The following is a 16,643-nucleotide window of genomic DNA, read 5'->3' on the forward strand; positions in this document are numbered from 1 at the left end:
TCCGTCGGACAAAGAGCGACAGGAGCGAGCGATGAAAGTACGTTGCTGCATCGTCGGCGGCGGGCCCGCGGGCATGATGCTCGGTTACCTGCTTGGACGTGCCGGGATCGACGTCGCGGTGCTGGAGAAGCACGCGGACTTCTTCCGCGACTTTCGCGGCGACACGGTGCATCCTTCCACGTTGCAGGTGATGGACGAACTCGGGCTGATCGACGGCTTCCTGAAACTGCCGCATCAGCGCCTGCAGAAGATGGAGGGGATGTTCGGCGGCGAAACGGTGCGGATCGCCGATCTCGGCCGGCTCAACGTCAAATATCCCTTCATCGCCTTCATGCCGCAGTGGGACTTTCTCAATTTCCTGCGCGAGAGCGGCAAGCGGTTTGCTTCGCTCAAGGTGATGATGTCGACGGAAGCGATCGATCTCATTCGTGACGGCGAGCGCATCACGGGCGTGAAGGCGAAGACACCGGATGGCGTGATCGATATCGCGGCCGACCTGACCATTGCCTGCGACGGCCGTCATTCGCTGGTGCGCGAACGCGCCGGCCTCGAAGTCGAGGAAATCGGCGCGCCGATGGATGTGCTGTGGTTTCGCGCCGGCAAGCGCGGAGACGAAAGCGAAAGCCTGTTTGCGCGGGTTGATCTCGGCAAGATGATGGTGACCTTCGACCGCGGCGACTACTGGCAATGCGCGTACGTGATTCCGAAGGGGCAGTATGAGGCGGTGAAGGCGAGGGGTCTGCCAGCGCTGCTCGACGATATCGTGCGGATGGCGCCGATCCTGAAATCGGGGCTGGCCGACTTGAAAAGCTGGGATGACGTGAAGCTGCTGACGGTCGCGATCAACCGGCTGAAGCGCTGGACGCGGCCGGGACTGCTGTGCATCGGCGATGCCGCGCATGCGATGTCGCCGATCGGCGGCGTCGGCGTCAACCTCGCGGTGCAGGACGCGGTCGCGACCGCCAACCTGTTGGCGGCGAAGCTGGCCACGGGTTGTCCATCGGAAGACGAGCTCGACGCCGTGCGGCGCCGCCGCGAATTTCCGGCGCGGATGACGCAGCGGATGCAGGTCGTGGTCCAGAACAACATCGTCAGCGCGGCGCTGAAGCCGGGCAACCAGCCGCTAAAGGTCCCGCTCGTCATGCGGCTCGTCACTGCGGTGCCGTGGCTGCAGGGCATCATGGCGCGGTTTGTGGGCGTCGGCGTGCGGCCTGAGCATGTGCGGTTCCATTGAGCGGACGGCGACAAGCAGGCAAAGCCTTGAGAAATATCGAGTATTTCGATACTCGCGATATGCCCGGTTCCGTGCATCCGAGCAACATTGCTCGCAACTGTAGCAACCGGGTGACAGTTTTTCAGCCAGAATCCGGTTAGCTTTAGTCACGTTTTCGACGCTCATCCGCGCAAGTCGCCCGCGCAATCCAAATGGGGAATGACAATGAAGAAACTGGTACTCGCTGCTTCAATCCTCGCCGCCAGCGCGGTGAGCGCGTTCGCCGCAGACATGCCGGCACGCATCGCGAAGGCGCCCGTGGTGCCCCCGGTCGTTACCTATGACTGGTCCGGTATCTATGTCGGCGGCGCGGTTGGCGGCGCCTGGCACGACACCGCCGGCGAATTCTACAATGCTCCGCCTCTCCTCTGGGGCACCGGTAACAGCGACACTGCTTTGATCTACGGCGGCTTTGCCGGAATCCAGAAGCAGTGGGGCAATTTCGTCCTCGGTATCGAAGGCGGCTATAATGCCCTCGACAACGGCTTTAACACCACCAGCAGCGCTGGCTTGATCGGTGAGCGCTGCGGGATTGGTGCTGGCTTTGCCTGCCAAAGCCGCATCAATGACATCTGGTATATCGGTGGGCGGCTCGGTTATGCCTGGAACCGGTTCATGGTGTATGGCCAGGGCGGCTATGCGCAGGCTGACATCGACACCCAGCACCTCGAAATCGCGACCGGCCTTACGTTCGACCATGCCGGCGCTTCGCATGGCGGCTGGTATGCCGGCGTTGGTTTCGAATACGCCGTTCTCGACAACCTGATCCTCGGCATCGACTACAAGCACTACGAATTCGACTCCAAGCAGCACAATTGTAACCTGGCGTTGGCCAGCTGCGGCGGCGCGGCATTCTTCCGTAACGTCGATGCGGATGTCGACGCTGTGATGGGTCGGGTGAGCTACAAGTTCAATCCGTGGCCGACCGGGCCGGTCGTGGCGAGGTACTGATCCAGTACTAAAAACCTGACGATAGAGAAGCCCCGGCCAAGGCCGGGGCTTTTTTCGTCGAGGCGGAGGATCCGGCAAGCCCTTGTTGGCTACCGCATGACGGAATATCCGCCATCGATGGGAATCGCTGACCCGGTGACGAATCGGACGCGGGCGAGGCTAGGAAGACCACCGCATCTCCTGTGGCGTGTGGTCAAATCTCGGGTTTGGCCCTTCTCGCGGCCGAAATTGCGGCATTCAGCCGGCAATGTTCTGGCTGAGACGTGTTCGAACTTTCGTCAGTGTGGCGATGTGGTGACAGCTTCCTGGATGCAACCGGGTTAAATAGTTCCAGTATTGAATTGCTCGCACCACTTGTTGAATTTGGGAAAGATCATGAAGAAAATTGCTCTCGCCGCTACCGCGCTGGCCATCGGTACCGTCAGTGCTTCCGCAGCGGATATGGCCGCCCGTTACACCAAGGCTCCCGTGGCGCCGGTCGCCGTCTACAACTGGGGCGGTTTCTATATCGGCGGTCACGTCGGTGGCGGCTGGACCAACCAGGAGTGGGTCAATACCGCTAACACCACCTTGTTTGGTGATCTCTCGCCCGGCAACGGCTTCCGTCAGCGCGGCTCGGGCGTCTTCGGTGGTGGCCACGTGGGCTACAACTGGCAAGCCAGCAACTTCGTGTTCGGTCTTGAGGGCACCGTCTCGGGCCTCGACAACCATGGCACCGTGCTCAACACCGTCTTCGGCGCCGGACTTGATGACCGGTTTAGCTGGCGCGCCGACTGGATGGCGACGATCACCGGCCGTGCCGGTATCGCGGTGAATAACAACCTGTTCTACGTCAGGGGCGGCTACGCCGGCGTCAACAACCGCTTGTCGGTGGTTGACGCGGTACCGGTGACGGGTTCGGGATCGCAGACGCAGTGGCACAACGGCTGGACCGTTGGCGCCGGCTGGGAATACGGCTTCACCCCGAACTGGATTTTCGGGCTCGAGTACAACTACGCGGCTTTTGAGACCAAGAGCTATCAGCTCGACGGCGTCGCCGCTGGGCTGTACACCTTCGATGCCAAGCCGCGCGACATTCAGTCGGCTGTCATCCGCTTGAGCTACAAGTTCGGCGCTCCGGTGGTCGCCAGGTACTGAGCAAGTAAAGTACTGAGCAAGTAGCAAGCTTTCACGCTTCACCCATAAACAAAAGCCCCGGCATCGTCCGGGGCTTTTTTCGTACGTCAGGTCTGTGAGGCACGTCAGCCCATGATCGAATATCCGCCATCGACCGGGATCGCCGTGCCGGTGAGGAAATCCGAGGCGGGCGAGGCGAGGAACACCGCGATCCCGGCAAAATCACCGATGGCGCCCCAGCGCGCCGCAGGCGTTCGCGCCAGCACCCGGTCGTGCAGGCCGTCGATCTCCTTGCGGGCGCGCTTGGTCAAATCCGTATCGATCCAGCCCGGCAGCACGGCGTTGGCCTGGATGTTGTCGGCCGCCCAGGCGCAGGCGCAGGAACGGGTGAACTGCACGATGCCGCCCTTGCTGGCGGCATAGGCCGGTGTGAAGCTGGCGCCGAAGATCGACATCATCGAGCCGATATTGATGATCTTGCCGCCGCCGGCCGCCTTCATGGCGGGATAGACCGCCTGCGAGCACAGGAAAGCGCTGGTGAGGTTGGTCTGGATCACGCTGTTCCACTCGGCGATATCGAGCGCGTCCGGCGGCTTGCGAATATTGATGCCGGCATTGTTGATGAGGATGTCGATTCGGCCGAGCTCGCCGGCGACGCGGCTGACCATGGCGGCGACCGCGACCTTGTCGGTGACGTCGGCCGCGACCGCAATCGCCTTGGCGCCGCCTTGCGCAAGCTCCGCGACCGCGGCCGCCGACTTGGCCTCGTTGCGGCCCACCACCGCGATCGCCGCACCGGCTTCTGCCAATCCCCTGGCCATGCCGAGCCCGATGCCGCCATTGCCGCCGGTGACGATGGCTACCTTGCCGGTGAGATTGAATAGTTTTGCATTCATGGTGGTTGTCCAGCTTTCTGTAGGATGGGTGGAGCGAAGCGATACCCATCAACTTTAGGCGTTGTGATTGATGGGTATCGCTTCGCTCCACCCATCCTACGAATCTAGCGGTTGCCCTGCCAGATCAGGATCAGGCCGACGGCGCCAAGCAGCGCGCCATAACCCGCCCATTGCAGTTGATTGATCATGAAGCTCGATGGCGGCCAGGGAATCGCGCCGGTGCCTTGCCCGATCCACAGCAGGCCGATGGCAAGCGCCAGAAAGCCGATGATCGAAAGTGATCTGGCCATGGATTTCCTCCTGTCGCCATTCCGGCCCTGGACGCCGTGCCGCTTATCGCGGGCCGCCGCAGGAAACCATTGCCAGCGGCGACCGTAGCTTTCGATCGAATACAAAGCAGGCCTGCTCCGCAAGGCCGGAACTCGTTGCACCGCCATTTCAAGGGCTATCATGAGCCGCAGAACGGTGATTCTCACGCTCGCGCTGGTGTTCGGCGCCATCGGCGCCTACGTGGCATGGCCGCGGCACGCGGATCTGCGCGGCTTCGAGCCGGCTGAAATCGCACGGCTGGAGACGGCGATGTGGCGCGATTATTACGACAAGCGCTATCCCGCACTGTTCTACCATCTCTACGAAATGTCGCGGACGCAGTTCGACTTCTCGCCGCTGGACAGTTTTCGGATCGCGCTGGCCGCGGCGCAGGCCGCGAAAGTCTTCCAGCCGACGCGTTCACGCGAGGCGGCCGACGCCGCGCTGCCGCCACTCGTGACTACTATCGCCTGCTCGCATCCGCCACGCCCGGCGGCTTCGACGTCGCGGAGGCGGCGCGCCTTGAACTCAATTGGTGGCAGGCGAGGCGCGAAGCCGTGGGCCCAGAACAATACGGCGTGACGGTCGCCCGCGTGGCCGCAATCACCTACGGCAAGCCGGCAGACGATCCGTCGCTCTTGGTATCAGGCATCGGCCGCGCCGAGGCGATGGCCTATCGCGACGCGCGCGGGCAGGCGATGACGGATCCGGACTGGTCCGAGATCGAGTGCCGGTTGCAGCGGGCGTACCGGTCGCTGAAGGCGGCGGTGGCAGGTGGCTAAGACGATTCGGAAGGATCCCAAATCCGAACAACAAAAAAGCCCCGGACGATGCCGGGGCTTTTGAGCTGCTGAATTAGCAGAGATCAGTACTTGGCCTGGATCGGAGCGCCGCCCCAGTTGAAGCGGTAGACCAGCGAGGTGCTGATGGTCTGCGTCCAGGGCTTGAAGGTAATTGCAGTGCCGGTCGGACCACCGCCGAAGGCAGGGGTGAACGTCGTCGGCAGGGCAATGCGATCATAGAATGCAGAGCGATACTCTGTCTTCATGAACCAGCCGGGGGCCGAGATCCCGAACAGGTCGAGATTGTTCTCGACGCCGCCGCCGATAAACCATCCATTGCGATCGAAAGAAGGCGTGGTAGCGACGTCAATACCACCAGGCACATTGAAGCTCTGAGTAGTACCCGACCACTCTGAACCGGAGTAGCCAGCGTTCACGTAAGACAACACGTTCGGAGCCACCAGATAGCCTAACCGCACACCCGCGGCATAGCTCGTCTCAAGCTTCATACGACCTTCGCTTCCGAGGAAGAAGGGATCGCTGACTGAGCCCCGGATATCTCCGAATTGCGCGTCGCCGAAAATACCGGCCACCCACCGGCCGGCGAACTGCACGTCATAGCCGCCACCGACCGTTCCGAACCAGCCGCTGCCGCCGTGCCGCTGGTCGCGGCTAAGGGCGACTCCACCGGGGAAGGTCTGCACGTTGCTATCAGCGCTCCACAGTCCGCCGCCGCCACCACCGAAGATGTAGAAGCCGGTCCAGTTGTAAAGTGGGGCCACGGGGGCCGGGGCCTTGGCGTAGGGGCGAGCCCCGAGATCCGCCGCAACAGCCGATCCGGTGAAAGCCGCTACCGCGGTCAGAGCGATCACTAACTTCTTCATTTTCAAGTCCCTCAGTCCAGAAGCGTCGAATTCGATCGCTCTTAAAGATGCGCGAGCACCCGATTCCCAAAACCCAGTGCGGTGACTATACGCAGTCCCGCTCAAAAAGCTGTTGCGGGGGGAACACAGCCACCGGAAAACGAATGACTGGAAAATGCCTGGAAAACGGGCAAATTCGGGCGCTAACCGACTGAAAGCGCCGGAAATAACCCGAAAACCGCCTCCAACTGCTGAAGTCAGACGTCCAGCAGGTCGTCGCTGGCGAATTCAGCCTTGTCGGAGATGAAGGCGAACCGCGCCTCGGCCTTGGTGCCCATCAGCCGCTCGACCGAATCGGCGGTGCCTTCGCGGTCGTCGGCCAGCAGCACCACGCGGAGCAGCGTACGCTTCGCCGGGTCCATGGTGGTTTCCTTGAGCTGCGCCGGCATCATCTCGCCTGGGCCTTTGAAGCGGTTGACCTCGACCTTGGATGCAACCCGACACGACACGGGGCGAATGCGGGACGGGTTGCCGTATCTGCTTGACGTAGTATGAATTTGCCAGGATCCGATCGTGGCGGAACACGGCAACGCGGAAGGTTTGGGAAGGCCATTCTTCGAATCAATTCCGTGGTCTCGACGTCGATGCCGCACTTGATTTGTTATTGGCGCTCAAGTCGCCAAGAGCCTCCAAGATCTCAGTCCGCTGCGGAGCGTCGGATTGCACAAATTGAAAGGCGCCCGGAAGAAGCAGTGGGCCATGACGGTGAATGACCGCTGGCGTATCTGCTTCGAATTCCGCGCGGGCGATGCTTTCGACGTCGAGATCGTCGACTACCACAAGGGGTAAGACATGGCTCCCGCGATCCATCCAGGCCGGCTTCTGAAGCGCGAACTCGAAGCCCGCAAGCTCAGCGCCAATCGTTTGGCGCTGGACCTCGGCGTCCCGTCGGGGCGCATCACCGACATTCTCAATGGAAGGCGCTCGATATCGGCAGATACGGCCGTGCGGCTCGGCCGCTATTTCGGCAACAATCCGCAGTTCTGGCTCGATTTGCAGGGCCAGTACGATATTGCCGTGATTGAACGGGACAAGGGGGCCGACATCAGCAGGCGGGTCAGGCCCGCAGATGCGGCCTGACTAGACGTCCAGCAAATCGTCGCTGGCGAATTCCGCCTTGTCGGAAATGAAGGCGAACCGCGCCTCGGCCTTGGTCCCCATCAGCCGCTCGACCGAATCGGCGGTGCCTTCGCGGTCGTCGGCCAGCAGCACCACGCGGAGCAGCGTGCGCTTCGCCGGGTCCATGGTGGTTTCCTTGAGCTGCGCCGGCATCATCTCGCCGAGGCCTTTGAAGCGGCCGACATCGACCTTGGCGTTGGCGTTGAACTCGCTCTTCAACAGCGTGTCCTTGTGGGCTTCGTCGCGGGCGTAAACCGTCTTGGCGCCATGGGTGAGGCGATAGAGCGGCGGCACCGCCAGATAGAGATGCCCCTCGTCGATCAGCCGCGGCGTTTGCCGGTAGAAGAACGTGATCAAGAGCGAGGCGATGTGCGCGCCGTCGACGTCGGCGTCGGTCATGATGATGATGCGGGAATAGCGCAGGTCTTCTTCGCGATAATGCGCCAGCGTCCCGCAGCCGATCGCCTGCATCAGGTCGGAGAGCTGCGCATTCGCCGTCAGCTTGTCCTTGCCGGCGGAGGCGACGTTGAGGATTTTTCCGCGCAAGGGGAGGATAGCTTGCGTCTTGCGGTCGCGCGCCTGTTTCGCGCTGCCGCCGGCCGAGTCGCCCTCGACGATGAACAGCTCGGAGCCTTCGGTGGCCGTGTTGGTGCAATCGGCGAGCTTGCCGGGCAGGCGGAGCTTCTTCACCGCGGTCTTGCGTGACGTCTCCTTTTCGGCGCGGCGGCGCAGCCGTTCGTCGGCGCGCTCGATGACGAAATCCAGCAGCTTGTTGGCCTGCAGCGGATTGCCCGACAGCCAGTGATCGAACGGATCCTTGATCGCCTGCTCGACGATCTTCTGCGCCTCCGCCGTGGCCAGCCGGTCCTTGGTCTGGCCCTGGAATTCCGGCTCGCGCACGAACACCGAGAGCATGACGGCAGCGCCCACCATGACGTCTTCCGACGTGATCGGGGCGGCGCGCTTGCCCTGGCCGATGCGCTCGGCGTGGTCTTTCAGGCCGCGCAGCATCGCGCTGCGCATGCCGGACTCGTGCGTGCCGCCGTCGGGCGTCGGCACGGTGTTGCAGTAGGAGGAGAGGAAACCGTCGGCATCCGCGGTCCACGCCACCGCCCATTCGCAGGCGCCATGGGCGCCGTTGCGTCCCGACTTGCCGGAGAAGATATCCGGATGAACCAGCGTATCGGCGTGAATGGCGGCGGCGAGATAGTCCTTCAGGCCGCCCGGGAAATGGAAACTATCCTCGGCCGGCACATCCTCGATGCCCTTCAACAGCGCGGGATCGCAGCGCCAGCGGATCTCGACGCCGCCGAACAGATAGGCTTTCGAGCGCGTCATCTTGAACAGCCGCTGCGGCTTGAAGACGGCCTTGGCGCCGAAGATATCGCTGTCGGGCTTGAAGCGGATGCGGGTGCCGCGGCGGTTGTTGATCTTGCCGAGGTCTTCGAGCTTGCCCTTGGGATGGCCGCGCTCGAAACTCATCCGGTAGAGTTTCTGGCTGCGCGCGACTTCCACCTCGAGACGTGAGGAGAGGGCGTTGACCACGGAGACGCCGACGCCGTGCAGGCCGCCCGAGGTCTCGTAGACCTTGGAGTCGAACTTGCCGCCGGAATGCAGCGTGCACATGATGACTTCGAGCGCGGACTTCTTCGGAAATTTCGGATGCGGATCGACCGGGATGCCGCGGCCGTTATCGGTCACGGTCAAGAAGCCGTCGGTGCTCAATTCCACTTCGATGAACGAGGCATGCCCGGCAAGCGCCTCGTCCATGGCGTTGTCGATGACTTCGGCGAACAGATGGTGCAGCGCCTTTTCGTCGGTGCCGCCGATATACATGCCGGGGCGGCGGCGCACCGGCTCCAATCCTTCCAGCACCTCGATGTCGGCCGCGGTATAGCCAGCCTCGGCGCTGGTCGCCCGCGAGGCGGCCTTGGGCGCAGCGCGGCCCTTCGGTTCCGCTCCAAAGAGGTCGTTGGCTGATTTAGGTTTTGTAGCTGATTTCAATGGCTTGGACATGGCTCTTCGTATGTTGCGCGCGGCGCGCGGCAGCGAATCGGTTGCTGTGACTATGCCACGGATGGGCTCAAAAAGTGACGGCTCATGCCGGGCAGGGTGCGTCCTTGCGGGAAGCGGCAGCCATTAAGCGGACCGCGTTCGATTAACAATAACCAAGCCGATCGGGGTGACCGAACTTGCCTTCAGCCTTGGGTTGCGTGAAGGTTGCGGTGGGCAGGGGAAAAAATCCAATGATCAGATTGCTGTTGGCCGCCGCACTCGCGGCGCCGTGTGTTGGCTGCGCGTCGGTGACGCGTGGAACGACCGAGAACATTTCCATTGCGAGCACGCCCTCAGGCGCCACCGCCGAGGTCTCCGGGCTGGATGCACCGACCGCCTGCGTTACCCCGTGCGTGGTCGTGGCCAAGCGCAGCGCCGACATCACGGTGACCGTCAACAAGGAGGGGTATGAGCCGCAGATCATCCCGCTCACCAAGGAAGTTCCGGGCACGGGCGCGGCGGGCTTCGCCGGCAACCTTTTGCTTGGCGGGTTGGTCGGCATGGGCGTCGATGCGGCCACCGGTGCTGCGCTGGATCACAAGCCGAATCCTGTGATCGTGACTCTGCAACCGACCGCTCCTGCATCGCCGCGTCCGGCGAAACCGCGCCCGCCCAGGCGGCCACCGCCGCCCCAGAGCTGATCGCACCACTCACATCCGGCGGTAAGTGCGTTCACGCGCCGGCCCCCGGCTTTGTGACTTGATGTCGCGGAAGGGGCTGGCTTACCTGTTCTTCCCGGCGGAACCGGTAGAAGGGTTCAAAGACAGGAATCGGGGCGGAAAGGGCTCGGAATGGATGATTATGTGCGCGCTCTGGCTGATTTCGTGCGCGACAATCAGGTCTGGGCCGCCCCGATCGTCCTGGTGCTGGCCTTCGGCGAATCGCTTGCGTTCGTCTCGCTGCTGGTGCCGGCCTGGGGCGCGCTGGTCGCGATCGGCGCGCTGATCGGCGTCAGCGGCATCAGCTTCTGGCCGGTCTGGCTGGCAGGCGGGATCGGCGCAGCGCTCGGCGATTGGGTCTCCTACTGGATCGGCTTCAAGTACAAGGAACACGTCGCAGAGATGTGGCCGCTGTCACGCTATCCGGGAATCCTGCTGCGCGGGGAGGACTTCGTGAAAAAATGGGGCGTGCCCTCGATCTTCATCGGCCGGTTCTTCGGGCCGCTGCGGGCCTCGGTGCCGCTCGCCGCCGGCATTTTCGAGATGTCCTACTGGCCGTTCCAGGTCGCCAATTTCGTCTCGGCGCTGGTCTGGTCGGCCGCGCTGCTGCTGGTCGGCGACGTGATGGGGAAGATCGCTGAATGGCTGTTTCGGGCGGCGTAGGGGCAGGCCGGAATAAGCTGATGACGGGGATGTTAGCCCCATACGTGGATCGGAGCCGTCTTCGCGTTGCTGTCGCGAAGCCGTCGTCGCCGTATCGCAGAATCGCTGATAGATGCGGCGGCAACCGAACCAAGGGCACGCATCAGGCGGGTATCCCGCCATCGCATCCATCATCTCACTGGGAAGACATCACCATGGAATTGACACGTCGTCACGCACTCGCCGGCGCCGCCGCGCTCGCCGCCACGCCGCTGTTGCCGCAAGCGCCCGCAAGGGCGGCTGCCCCTGTGGCGGACAAGCAGGCGCCGAGCTTCTATCGCTACAAGGTGGGCGATGCCCAGGTGACGGCGATTTCGGATGGCGTCAACAATTTCGCGCTGTCTGACACGTTCGTGCTCAACGCCAAGAAGGACGAAGTCAACGCGGCGCTGGAAAAGGCCTTCATGCCGAAGGACAAGATGTCGATCCAGTTCGCGCCGCTCGTCATCAATACCGGCGGCAAGCTCGTGGTGGTCGATACCGGGAACGGCGCCGCCGCCTTTGCATCGAGCAAGGGCAATGTCGGGCAGTTCGGCGCCAACATGGTTGCCGCGGGTTTCGACCCCAAGGCGGTCGACATCGTCGTGATCTCGCACTTCCACGGCGACCACATCAACGGCCTTTTGACCGCCGAGAACACGCCGGCTTTCCCCAATGCCGAGGTGCTGGTGCCGGCGGCGGAATGGAAATACTTCATGGATGAGGGCGAGATGAGCCGAGCGCCCGAAGGGCGGATGCAGACCAACTTCAAGAACGTCCGCCGCGTGTTCGAGGCGGGGCTGAAGAAGAAGGTGACACCCTACGAGTGGGGCGAGGAAATCGCTCCCGGACTGACGGCGATGGAAACCATCGGTCACACGCCGGGCCACACCTCCCACGTTCTCGCATCCGGCTCGGACAAGGTGTTCATCCAGGCCGACGTCACCAACGTCCCGGCGCTGTTTGTCACCAATCCGGGCTGGCACCAGCAGTTCGACCAGGATCCGGCGCTGGCGGAAAAGACCCGCCGGCGGGTCTACGACATGCTGGTCGCCGACAAGATGCGGGTCCAGGGCTTCCACTATCCGTTCCCGGCCAACGGTTTCGTCGAGAAGGACGGCAACGGTTACCGGCTGATTCCGGCGCCGTGGAATCCGGTGATCTGACGCCAGACCCTGCCGGAATGGCAGTCATAACTTGACGCCGGGCGGGCGCGGCCTTATAGCCGCGCCCATGAATATCGTCGCGACCATGACCATCGCTCGCCGCCGCCGCATTATCGCGGTATGGGCGGACGCCTGCGTTTGAGATCGTCGCCCCTGCCGCCGGATCGGGTCCCGCGGCTACTTCCTTTCCCAGAAAACGCGGTCTGAACTGGCGGCTCCTACGTCAAGCAGGAGTTTGAGATGTATACGCCTCCACCGTTCAAGTCCGACCGCGCCGCGAGCCTCGCGTTCGCGGATGCGCGCGGCTTCGGTTTGGCTTGCGCGTGGGACGGCAAGAAGCCGGTCGCCTCGTCGCTGCCGTTTTATCTGACATCGGACAATGACGGCACGCCGCGCGCGCTGTTTCATGTCGCCCGTCACAATCCGCTGGTAAAGCTCGCGGACGGGACGACGTCCTGGCTGCTGGCCGTCAACGGTGCGGACACCTATGTGTCGCCGGACTGGTATGTCTCGCCTGACCAAGTGCCGACCTGGCTCTATCAGGCGGTGCATCTCACGGGTCCGGTGCGCAAACTGTCCGACGACGAACTCGCTGATCAGATCGACACGCTCAGCGCCAAGTTCGAGGGACGGCTGTTGCCGAAGAAGCCCTGGCTGTCGTCGAAGATGACGGCCGGGCGGCTGGAGGCGATGAAGAAGGCGATTGTGGGCATGGTGATGACAGTCGAGGAGATCGAAGGCAGCTTCAAGCTGAACCAGCACAAGTCCGACGCCGACTATACGGCGCTGAACCAGGCGCTGGCCTCGCAAGGCGACGCAGACGCGCGCGCCATTGCAGGGCTGATGCGCGCCGCGCGACCGCTGGCTTTCGCCGCGGTTGCGGTACAAGACAATCAAACGATGACGCCTGAAAGGAGCGTGTGATGAGCTCGAAGAAGAAGATCGGCATTCTCGGCGCGTCCGGCTACACCGGAGCCGACGCGGTGCGCCTGTTGGCGCGGCATCCGAATGCCGAGATCACCGCGCTCACCGCCAATACCCACGCCGGCAAGTCGATGGGCGACGTGTTTCCGCATTTCTTCATGCTGGATCTGCCGAGGCTCGTGGAATGGGAAAAGGTCGACTGGACCAGCCTCGACGCGGTGTTCTGCGGGCTGCCGCACGGCACCACGCAGGACATCATCGCCGCGGTCCTCAAGGCCAATCCCAGGATCAAGGCCCTCGACATGTCCGCCGATTTCCGGCTGCGGAACAAGGACACCTATGCGCAATGGTACGGCCATGAGCACCGGGCGCTCGAACTGCAGGGCGAGGCCGTCTATGGCCTGACCGAATTCTACCGGGAGAAGATCGCGGCCGCGCGGCTGGTCGCCTGTCCCGGCTGCTATCCGACGGCGGCGCTGCTGGCGCTGGTGCCGCTTGCCAAAGCCAAGCTGATCGACGTCGACGATATCGTCATCGACGCGAAATCGGGCGTCACCGGCGCCGGACGCGGGCTGAAGCAGAACACGCTGTTCAGCGAGGCGGGCGAGGGGCTGTCGCCCTATTCGGTCGGCACCCACCGGCACGCGCCTGAAATCGAGCAGGAGATCGGCGTCGCCGCCGGCTCCGCGGTGACGGTCAACTTCACGCCGCATCTGATTCCGATGGCGCGGGGCGAACTCTGCACGTCCTACGTCAAGCTCAACGGCGCGACGCCTGATGACCTGCGGGCCGCGCTGGAGAAAGCCTACGCCAATGAGCCCTTCGTGCATGTCGCGAAAAAGGGCGTGCTGCCGCAGACCCAGAACGTGCGCGGCTCCAACTATGTGCAGATCGGCGTCGTCGCCGACCGCATCAAGAATCGCGCCATCGTGATTTCCACGCTCGACAACCTAGTGAAAGGTTCGGCCGGACAGGCGATCCAGAACATGAACCTGATGTTCGACCTGCCCGAAATCGCCGGGCTGGAACAGATCGCGCTGTTTCCGTGACACGAGGTGCCGCGGTGGACGACGCGACGCTGCAGTTTTACAGCGGTAATGCCGAGGCCTATGCCGCGCGCACGTTCACCTCGCGCCAGGCGCGGCTGATGGCGTTCCTGGCGCAGCTTCCGCCGGGCGCTTCCATTCTCGAACTCGGCTGTGGCGCCGGCGGCGACACCGCCGAAATGCTGGCGCGTGGGTTCGATGTCCGCCCGACCGACGGCTCGCCGGAAATGGCGGCCATCGCCTCAAAGCATCTCGGCCGCACCGTCGAGACGCTGCTGTTTCACGACCTCGACGAGGTCGCGGCCTATGACGCCGTTTGGGCCAATGCCTGCCTGCTGCACGTTCCCCGCAACCAGCTTGCTGACGTTCTGAGGTTGATCTGGCGTGCGCTGAAGCCTGCGGGCTATTTCTTCGCCAGCTACAAGGCCGGCGATGGCGACGGCCGCGACACGCTCAATCGCTACTACAACTATCCGTCGCCGGACTGGCTGCGCGCGACCTACGCCGAGGCGGGGAACTGGAACTCGTTGTCGATCGAGAGCGGCGAAGTCAAAGGATTCGATGACAAGATGGCGTCGATGCTGTTTGTCGTGGCTCGAAAAGGCGATTGAAGAACGGCTTCTAAGCCCGCGATATTGCCCGGATATTGCCGCAGTTGGTCGCGTGAGAGAAATCCCCGGAGGATGTGGCTGCTCGGCTACAGCTTTAAGATAGGAATCCGGTAAGGCTCATGGTGAGCACCGGCAGCACGTTTGTCGAATGTGTTGGGAATGCCGGACTGGGAACGTCGTAATGAAAATGAAGAAGTACCTGTTGGCGACCGCTCTCGTTGGCCTGGGATCCGCTCCGACGCTCGCCGCAGACCTCGCCGCCCGGCCTTACACCAAAGCGCCAGCACTGGCAGCCGTCTATGACTGGACCGGCTTTTATATCGGCGTCAACGCGGGCGGAGGGGTCGGGCGCGATCGGACGCAGCATCAGCCGCTTCCAGGGCAAGACTATTCGCTTTACCTGCAGCCCCAGGGCGCGCTCGGTGGCGTCCAGCTTGGATACAACTGGCAGACGAATTCCGTGCTCGGGCCGATCGTCTTCGGTGTTGAAGCGGATCTCCAGGGAGCCGGCCTCAGCGACGACCGCACCAATCTGAATTTCGGCGGCGGCTTGCTTACGAACTACAGCCAGAAGCTCGACTGGTTTGGAACTGTTCGCGGGCGTGTCGGCTTGGCCAAGGGACCGGTGTTGAGCTACGTCACGGCCGGCTTTGCCTATGGCGACGTTAACACCACGATAACTCAATCGGGGCCGGGTCCGGTTCCAGTGACGTTTTCAACCGATCGTACCCAGGGTGGATGGGTGGTGGGCAGTGGCGTGGAGGCAGCGCTCGGCGGCAACTGGACCGGAAAGATCGAACATCTCTATCTGAATCTCGGCAACCGGACCGACTTCGCCGCACCCTTGTTCTTCCCAAGCAACGTCAATACCGAGATCCGCCAAAATATCTTCCGCGCCGGCCTGAACTACCGGATCGGCGGCAACTCGAATTACCAGCCGGTGGCTGCGGCCAATTGGAGCGGTTTCTATCTCGGCGGCAATTTCGGGTCCGGCTATGGCCGCGACCGAAGCTCACTGAGCGTGCCGATTGGCCCGTTCGTGGACACCTTCAACCTGGCCCCCGACGGTTTCATTGGCGGCGTGCAGGCGGGCTACAACTGGCAGGCCGCTAACTGGGTGTTCGGCGTTGAGGCCGATATCCAGGGTTCGACCCTGCAAGACGACAAGACGTGTGTATTGACCTGCAGCGCGGGCGTATCCGCCGCTTACGATGCCAAGCTACCGTGGTTCGGCACCGTTCGGGGCCGCCTTGGTTATTCGGTCGGATCGACACTGTTCTATGCAACGGGCGGTTACGCCTACGGCAACGTCAAGACCAGCGTCACGACGAATTTGGGCGCCGGCATCGTGTCGAACACGTTCGAGACGACCAGGAGCGGCTGGACCGCGGGCGCCGGCATCGAAACGCCGTTCACCCTGCTCGGATTGCTCGGCCCGAACCCGAACTGGACCACCAAGACCGAATATCTGTATGTCGATCTCGGCACCAACTCCGACAATTTCATCATCGGCGCGACTCCGGCAACGACCACCCGTTCTGTCACCGAGCATGTCTTCCGCACCGGCATCAACTACCACTTCAACTCGCCTGTCGTTGCGAAGTACTGAGCGCTGTTTCAGAGGCGCCAACGAAAAACCCCGGGGCCAAGCTCCGGGGTTTTGCCTTTGTTTCGCGTGCAGGAAGGTTTCAAACCACCCTGAAGATCGCCAGCGCCAGCACGACTTGCGCCAGGAAGCCGACGGTGAAGGCCAGCGTGCGGAAGATCGGCAGGCCCAGCGTGTAGACGATCAGATGCGCGACACGCGACCAGAAATAGACGGCGCAGGCCATCACGGTCCATCTGTCGGAATAGTCGATGACGTTGAGGATCAGCACCAGCGGCGCGAAGATGATCAAATTCTCGACCGCATTGTCGTGCGCGAACATCAGCCGGTTGGCCCAGTCTGCTTGCGGCTTGTCGTTGCGCGAAGGGTTGGCCATGCCACCGGAGAAGCCGCGCACCTGATAGCGATTGATCATGTAGGGGATCCACATCAGTCCGGTCAAAATCACGGTCAGCGTCAGCCAGAACAATTCGCGCGTGATTGGTTGCGTCATCGGTTTCCCCTCAATCGATTTCGATTCCCGGCA

General features: G+C 62.8%; 19 protein-coding genes and 1 pseudogene. 14 read left to right on the plus strand and 6 right to left on the minus strand.

The window, feature by feature from the left end; all coding sequences use genetic code 11:
- Nucleotides 1-31 precede the first annotated feature (31 nt).
- The 3 genes from V1279_RS14040 to V1279_RS14050 all read left to right on the plus strand — a co-directional run bounded on the left by V1279_RS14040 (nucleotide 32) and on the right by V1279_RS14050 (nucleotide 3,361).
- Nucleotides 32-1,234: an FAD-dependent oxidoreductase gene (locus tag V1279_RS14040; RefSeq protein WP_334436679.1), complete on the plus strand. Its 1,203-nt coding sequence runs from the start codon at nucleotides 32-34 to the stop codon at nucleotides 1,232-1,234.
- Between the two features lie 204 nt (nucleotides 1,235-1,438).
- Entirely contained in the window at nucleotides 1,439-2,224 is a 786-nt protein-coding gene (locus tag V1279_RS14045) for an outer membrane protein (protein WP_334436681.1), read from the plus strand.
- Nucleotides 2,225-2,599: 375 nt separating this feature from the next.
- Nucleotides 2,600-3,361, plus strand: a complete 762-nt coding sequence (locus V1279_RS14050) for an outer membrane protein (RefSeq protein ID WP_334436683.1) — start codon at nucleotides 2,600-2,602, stop codon at nucleotides 3,359-3,361.
- A 104-nt stretch (nucleotides 3,362-3,465) separates the two neighbouring features.
- Here the strand turns inward: V1279_RS14050 and V1279_RS14055 are convergent, their stop codons facing one another.
- Together V1279_RS14055 and V1279_RS14060 are read right to left on the minus strand one after the other, a co-directional pair.
- A complete protein-coding gene (locus tag V1279_RS14055) occupies nucleotides 3,466-4,236 on the minus strand; it encodes an SDR family NAD(P)-dependent oxidoreductase (protein WP_334436685.1) in 771 nt (256 codons plus the stop codon).
- A 104-nt stretch (nucleotides 4,237-4,340) separates the two neighbouring features.
- The gene (locus V1279_RS14060; RefSeq protein WP_247521200.1) at nucleotides 4,341-4,526 is read right to left on the minus strand and encodes a hypothetical protein; all 186 of its coding nucleotides are present in this window, start codon (nucleotides 4,524-4,526) and stop codon (nucleotides 4,341-4,343) included.
- A gap of 160 nt (nucleotides 4,527-4,686) precedes the next feature.
- Between V1279_RS14060 and V1279_RS14065 the strand changes: the two genes are divergently transcribed.
- Nucleotides 4,687-5,127, plus strand: a complete 441-nt coding sequence (locus V1279_RS14065; protein ID WP_334436689.1) for a hypothetical protein — start codon at nucleotides 4,687-4,689, stop codon at nucleotides 5,125-5,127.
- Nucleotides 5,103-5,327, plus strand: a complete 225-nt coding sequence (locus V1279_RS14070) for a hypothetical protein (RefSeq protein ID WP_334436691.1) — start codon at nucleotides 5,103-5,105, stop codon at nucleotides 5,325-5,327. Before V1279_RS14065 ends, V1279_RS14070 begins: the two co-directional genes overlap by 25 nt.
- Nucleotides 5,328-5,410: 83 nt before the next feature.
- Here V1279_RS14070 and V1279_RS14075 read toward each other — a convergent pair whose 3' ends face one another.
- Both V1279_RS14075 and V1279_RS14080 read right to left on the minus strand, forming a co-directional pair.
- Nucleotides 5,411-6,211 carry an outer membrane protein gene (locus V1279_RS14075; protein WP_334436693.1) on the minus strand — a complete coding sequence of 267 codons (801 nt, stop codon included), beginning with the start codon at nucleotides 6,209-6,211 and terminating at the stop codon, nucleotides 5,411-5,413.
- A gap of 236 nt (nucleotides 6,212-6,447) precedes the next feature.
- Nucleotides 6,448-6,681: pseudogene (locus V1279_RS14080) on the minus strand (DNA topoisomerase IV subunit B); the annotation flags it as partial.
- 229 nt (nucleotides 6,682-6,910) lie between these two features.
- On the opposite strand from V1279_RS14080, the gene V1279_RS14085 reads away from it, so the two are divergent.
- Nucleotides 6,911-7,039, plus strand: coding sequence for a type II toxin-antitoxin system RelE/ParE family toxin (locus tag V1279_RS14085; RefSeq protein WP_334436696.1), 129 nt, complete (start codon nucleotides 6,911-6,913; stop codon nucleotides 7,037-7,039).
- A 3-nt stretch (nucleotides 7,040-7,042) separates the two neighbouring features.
- Complete coding sequence (locus V1279_RS14090) at nucleotides 7,043-7,330, plus strand: HigA family addiction module antitoxin (RefSeq protein ID WP_334436697.1); 288 nt, start codon at nucleotides 7,043-7,045, stop codon at nucleotides 7,328-7,330.
- Here the strand turns inward: V1279_RS14090 and parE are convergent, their stop codons facing one another.
- Entirely contained in the window at nucleotides 7,331-9,385 is a 2,055-nt protein-coding gene (parE, locus tag V1279_RS14095) for a DNA topoisomerase IV subunit B (protein WP_334436699.1), read from the minus strand.
- A 230-nt stretch (nucleotides 9,386-9,615) separates the two neighbouring features.
- Between parE and V1279_RS14100 the strand changes: the two genes are divergently transcribed.
- The 7 genes from V1279_RS14100 (at nucleotide 9,616) to V1279_RS14130 (ending at nucleotide 16,120) form a co-directional block, all read left to right on the plus strand.
- A complete protein-coding gene (locus tag V1279_RS14100) occupies nucleotides 9,616-10,065 on the plus strand; it encodes a PEGA domain-containing protein (protein ID WP_334436702.1) in 450 nt (149 codons plus the stop codon).
- Between the two features lie 150 nt (nucleotides 10,066-10,215).
- On the plus strand, nucleotides 10,216-10,746 hold the full coding sequence (locus tag V1279_RS14105; RefSeq protein ID WP_334436704.1) for a DedA family protein: 531 nt from the start codon (nucleotides 10,216-10,218) through the stop codon (nucleotides 10,744-10,746).
- A gap of 194 nt (nucleotides 10,747-10,940) precedes the next feature.
- Nucleotides 10,941-11,930 carry an MBL fold metallo-hydrolase gene (locus tag V1279_RS14110; protein ID WP_334436706.1) on the plus strand — a complete coding sequence of 330 codons (990 nt, stop codon included), beginning with the start codon at nucleotides 10,941-10,943 and terminating at the stop codon, nucleotides 11,928-11,930.
- 240 nt (nucleotides 11,931-12,170) lie between these two features.
- Entirely contained in the window at nucleotides 12,171-12,854 is a 684-nt protein-coding gene (locus tag V1279_RS14115) for an FMN-binding negative transcriptional regulator (protein WP_334436708.1), read from the plus strand.
- On the plus strand, nucleotides 12,854-13,903 hold the full coding sequence (gene argC, locus V1279_RS14120) for an N-acetyl-gamma-glutamyl-phosphate reductase (RefSeq protein WP_334436710.1): 1,050 nt from the start codon (nucleotides 12,854-12,856) through the stop codon (nucleotides 13,901-13,903). Before V1279_RS14115 ends, argC begins: the two co-directional genes overlap by 1 nt.
- Before the next feature lie 14 nt (nucleotides 13,904-13,917).
- Complete coding sequence (locus V1279_RS14125; RefSeq protein ID WP_334436712.1) at nucleotides 13,918-14,511, plus strand: class I SAM-dependent methyltransferase; 594 nt, start codon at nucleotides 13,918-13,920, stop codon at nucleotides 14,509-14,511.
- Between the two features lie 187 nt (nucleotides 14,512-14,698).
- A complete protein-coding gene (locus V1279_RS14130; protein WP_334446391.1) occupies nucleotides 14,699-16,120 on the plus strand; it encodes an outer membrane protein in 1,422 nt (473 codons plus the stop codon).
- Between the two features lie 79 nt (nucleotides 16,121-16,199).
- Here the strand turns inward: V1279_RS14130 and V1279_RS14135 are convergent, their stop codons facing one another.
- Nucleotides 16,200-16,598, minus strand: coding sequence for an MAPEG family protein (locus tag V1279_RS14135; protein ID WP_334446392.1), 399 nt, complete (start codon nucleotides 16,596-16,598; stop codon nucleotides 16,200-16,202).
- Nucleotides 16,599-16,643: the final 45 nt, after the last annotated feature.

Origin of the sequence: Bradyrhizobium sp. AZCC 1610 (genome assembly GCF_036924515.1) — a bacterium.
GTDB lineage: Bacteria > Pseudomonadota > Alphaproteobacteria > Rhizobiales > Xanthobacteraceae > Bradyrhizobium.

What these genes read in the sequence shown, in the direction of transcription:
- V1279_RS14105 (WP_334436704.1), top strand. Translation starts at nt 10,216, where the DNA reads ATGGATGATTATGTGCGCGCTCTGGCTGATTTCGTGCGCGACAATCAG.
- V1279_RS14130 (WP_334446391.1), top strand. Translation starts at nt 14,699, where the DNA reads ATGAAGAAGTACCTGTTGGCGACCGCTCTCGTTGGCCTGGGATCCGCT.
- V1279_RS14100 (WP_334436702.1), top strand. Translation starts at nt 9,616, where the DNA reads ATGATCAGATTGCTGTTGGCCGCCGCACTCGCGGCGCCGTGTGTTGGC.
- V1279_RS14055 (WP_334436685.1), bottom strand. Translation starts at nt 4,236, where the DNA reads ATGAATGCAAAACTATTCAATCTCACCGGCAAGGTAGCCATCGTCACC.
- V1279_RS14065 (WP_334436689.1), top strand. Translation starts at nt 4,687, where the DNA reads ATGAGCCGCAGAACGGTGATTCTCACGCTCGCGCTGGTGTTCGGCGCC.
- V1279_RS14110 (WP_334436706.1), top strand. Translation starts at nt 10,941, where the DNA reads ATGGAATTGACACGTCGTCACGCACTCGCCGGCGCCGCCGCGCTCGCC.
- V1279_RS14090 (WP_334436697.1), top strand. Translation starts at nt 7,043, where the DNA reads ATGGCTCCCGCGATCCATCCAGGCCGGCTTCTGAAGCGCGAACTCGAA.
- V1279_RS14045 (WP_334436681.1), top strand. Translation starts at nt 1,439, where the DNA reads ATGAAGAAACTGGTACTCGCTGCTTCAATCCTCGCCGCCAGCGCGGTG.
- argC (WP_334436710.1), top strand. Translation starts at nt 12,854, where the DNA reads ATGAGCTCGAAGAAGAAGATCGGCATTCTCGGCGCGTCCGGCTACACC.
- V1279_RS14050 (WP_334436683.1), top strand. Translation starts at nt 2,600, where the DNA reads ATGAAGAAAATTGCTCTCGCCGCTACCGCGCTGGCCATCGGTACCGTC.
- V1279_RS14075 (WP_334436693.1), bottom strand. Translation starts at nt 6,211, where the DNA reads ATGAAGAAGTTAGTGATCGCTCTGACCGCGGTAGCGGCTTTCACCGGA.
- parE (WP_334436699.1), bottom strand. Translation starts at nt 9,385, where the DNA reads ATGTCCAAGCCATTGAAATCAGCTACAAAACCTAAATCAGCCAACGAC.
- V1279_RS14115 (WP_334436708.1), top strand. Translation starts at nt 12,171, where the DNA reads ATGTATACGCCTCCACCGTTCAAGTCCGACCGCGCCGCGAGCCTCGCG.
- V1279_RS14060 (WP_247521200.1), bottom strand. Translation starts at nt 4,526, where the DNA reads ATGGCCAGATCACTTTCGATCATCGGCTTTCTGGCGCTTGCCATCGGC.
- V1279_RS14040 (WP_334436679.1), top strand. Translation starts at nt 32, where the DNA reads ATGAAAGTACGTTGCTGCATCGTCGGCGGCGGGCCCGCGGGCATGATG.